Source organism: Hyphobacterium marinum, from assembly GCF_036330325.1.
Taxonomy (GTDB): Bacteria; Pseudomonadota; Alphaproteobacteria; order Caulobacterales; family Maricaulaceae; genus Hyphobacterium; species Hyphobacterium marinum.
Genome location: NZ_JAZDRO010000011.1, coordinates 1 through 2689, shown reverse-complemented (window position 1 = coordinate 2689; position 2689 = coordinate 1). Strand labels below are relative to the sequence as shown.

Below are 2689 nucleotides of genomic sequence, written 5' to 3'. Positions count from 1 at the left end.
CCCCTCGGCCCTGCGGGCCACTCCCCCCGTGAACGGGGGGAGAAAACCGTATTTGGACAAAGGGGTATGTGATGCTGATTAGTGTTGTTGCTACTCTGGCCCTTCAGGTCGCCAGCCTGCCGTCCTGCGACAGCCTCGAATACGACGGCGCACACGAAAACTGCGTGCTCATTGCCGATGACGGGACGATGGCGACCTTCATGTTCGAGCCCGGTGAGTGGGGCGAGAGCGGATCGGTCGTCATTACCAATGCCGACGGGGCCTGTCTGTGGGCCGATACTTTCGAGACCGAAAGCTTCTTCTACCCGCGCCTGGAAGACCTCGACGGCAATGGGTTTGCCGACATTCTCGTGCCGCTGATCACCGGCAATGTGAATACCGAAATGCTGATCTTCATGGGCGGGGAGGGCGGCTATGCCGTCGCCAGCCGCGAGCTTGGCGGCTACGCCTTCGATCCGGTCGTGCCGGGGCTTTTCGTCGTGATGGCGCGGTCCAGCGCGGCGGAGCGCTATGCGAGCTTCTACACCTGGACTGGCGAGGCGCTGGGACTCGAAGCCTCGGTCGCCATCGTCCACCAGGACGAGGACAGTGCGACCTGCACGCTCGCAACCGGAGCCACGGGCCGCGGCGAGGACTTCTACTGCAGCGCGGTGATGAGCGAATGAGATGAACTTGAGTCTGTCATCCCGGCCCTGAGCCGGGACCTGACAGACGCTGAACAGGAAGGTCCCGGATACCGCTTCGCGGTTCCGGGATGACAAGGACAACAGACCAGAAATGGCCAGCATGCTAGATATAACCGATCTCCACGTCGCCGTAGGCGAGGACGCCAAGCCGATCATCAAGGGGCTGAACCTGTCAGTCCCGGCCGGCGAGGTGCACGCCATCATGGGCCCGAACGGCTCGGGCAAGTCGACGCTCTCCTACGCGCTGACCGGCCGGGACGGCTATGACGTGACGGGCGGTATCGGCTTTGACGGCGCGGATATCTCCGAGATGGAACCGGAAGAGCGCGCCGCGCGCGGGCTCTATCTCTCCTTCCAGTACCCGGTGGAAATTCCCGGCGTGCCAACGCTGACCTTCCTTAAGGAAGCCCTCAACGCTCAGCGCAAGGCGCGCGGTGAAGACGAAATGTCGGCTCCAGACTTCATGAAACATGTTCGTGAAAGGGCAGCTAAACTGGATGTTTCGGCTGATATGCTGAAGCGTCCTGTCAATGTCGGATTTTCCGGCGGCGAAAAGAAGCGCATGGAAATTCTCCAGGCGCTGGTGCTTGAGCCGCGTTTCCTCATTCTCGACGAGACCGACAGCGGCCTTGATATCGACGCGCTGAAAGTCGTGGCCGAAGGCGTCAACGCCTTGCGGTCCCCGGACCGCGGCATGCTCGTCATTACCCACTACCAGCGCCTGCTCGACTACATCACCCCGGACAGGGTCCACGTCATGGCTGATGGCCGCATCGTCGCTTCCGGTGGCCCGGAACTCGCGCGCGAGCTCGAGGCCGAGGGCTATGACAAATACGTGCGGGCGGCATGATGTTGGGTTTCGTTTCTCATCCCACCCTGACCCTCCCCTCAAGGGGGAGGGAAAAGCGTTCCCCTCAACTCCCTCCCCCTTGGGGGAGGGCTGGGGTGGGGGGTGTTTGAATGACCGCTTATTTCAATCCCAATGCGGCCGAGTCTGCACTGATCGACGCCCTTGAGGGGGCGGAGGGCTGGCGCGCCCAATTGCGTGATGCGACGCAGCGGTCGGGATTCCCGACAAAGCGCGACGAGCACTGGAAGTGGTCGGATTTGCGCGCGGCGACGCGCGGCATCACCCAGCCCGGTGCCCTTGCGATCGAAGGTGCCGGAGAAGGCGTAATTGAGCCTGCCGATGGCGCGCGGATCGACCTCACGGCGCATGCCAGCGCGGGAGCGAGCGCGGCGGACCGGACGCTGGTGATCAAGGCAAATCGCCATGTCACGCTGGTCGAACGTCATGCGGCTGACGACGGTGCGCTCGGCAATTTCCACCTGAAGATCGACGTCGAGGCCGGTGCCCGGCTCGACCGAGTTATCCTCATGCCGGACAGCGAAGGCGGCGTCTATGTCGCCTCGGCCGAGATCGTGCTGGGCGAGGGTGCATCGCTGAACCAGACCACGCTCGATTTCGGCGGCAAACTCAATCGCTGCGAGACGCACGTCACCCACCCCGGAAACGGGGCCGAGGCGCGCCTTGATGCGGTCTACCTGCTCGGGAAGGACCGTCACGGCGATCAGACGAGCGTGGTGCGCCATACCGGGCCGGGCGGGCGTCTGAGCCAGCTCGCCAAGGGCGCAGCCTCCAGCGGCGGTCAGGGCGTCTTCCGCGGCAAGATTATCGTCGAGCGCGCCGCGCAGAAGACCGATGCGCGCATGACCCATCGCGGCCTGCTGCTCGGTGATCGCGCCGAGATCGACGCCAAGCCCGAACTGGAAATCTACGCGGACGATGTCCAGTGCGCACACGGCAATGCGCTCGGTGCGATCGACGAGACTGCGCTCTTCTACATGCGCCAGCGCGGTCTGCCCGAGGCCAAGGCGCGCGCGCTCCTGATCGAGAGCTTCCTCGCCGAACCGCTCGACGGCATTGCCGACGAAGGTTTGCGGGACGAATTGCGGAATTTGCTGCGCCAGAGGCTGGAGGGGTTGTCGTGATGTATAGTCTT

General features: G+C 63.7%; 3 protein-coding genes. All 3 read left to right on the top strand.

What is annotated here, in order from left to right; genetic code table 11:
• Positions 1–71 precede the first annotated feature (71 nt).
• The 3 genes from V0U35_RS13935 to sufD all read left to right on the top strand — a co-directional run bounded on the left by V0U35_RS13935 (position 72) and on the right by sufD (position 2678).
• A complete protein-coding gene (locus tag V0U35_RS13935) occupies positions 72–665 on the top strand; it encodes a hypothetical protein (protein WP_330197381.1) in 594 nt (197 codons plus the stop codon).
• A 121-nt stretch (positions 666–786) separates the two neighbouring features.
• Positions 787–1536, top strand: coding sequence for a Fe-S cluster assembly ATPase SufC (gene sufC / locus V0U35_RS13930; RefSeq protein WP_373696413.1), 750 nt, complete (start codon positions 787–789; stop codon positions 1534–1536).
• 110 nt (positions 1537–1646) lie between these two features.
• Complete coding sequence (gene sufD / locus V0U35_RS13925) at positions 1647–2678, top strand: Fe-S cluster assembly protein SufD (RefSeq protein WP_330197378.1); 1032 nt, start codon at positions 1647–1649, stop codon at positions 2676–2678.
• Positions 2679–2689: the final 11 nt, after the last annotated feature.

Bases quoted from the DNA above. Each gene is read 5' to 3' on its own strand.
- V0U35_RS13935 (WP_330197381.1), top strand. From the start codon at position 72: ATGCTGATTAGTGTTGTTGCTACTCTGGCCCTTCAGGTCGCCAGCCTG.
- sufC (WP_373696413.1), top strand. From the start codon at position 787: ATGCTAGATATAACCGATCTCCACGTCGCCGTAGGCGAGGACGCCAAG.
- sufD (WP_330197378.1), top strand. From the start codon at position 1,647: ATGACCGCTTATTTCAATCCCAATGCGGCCGAGTCTGCACTGATCGAC.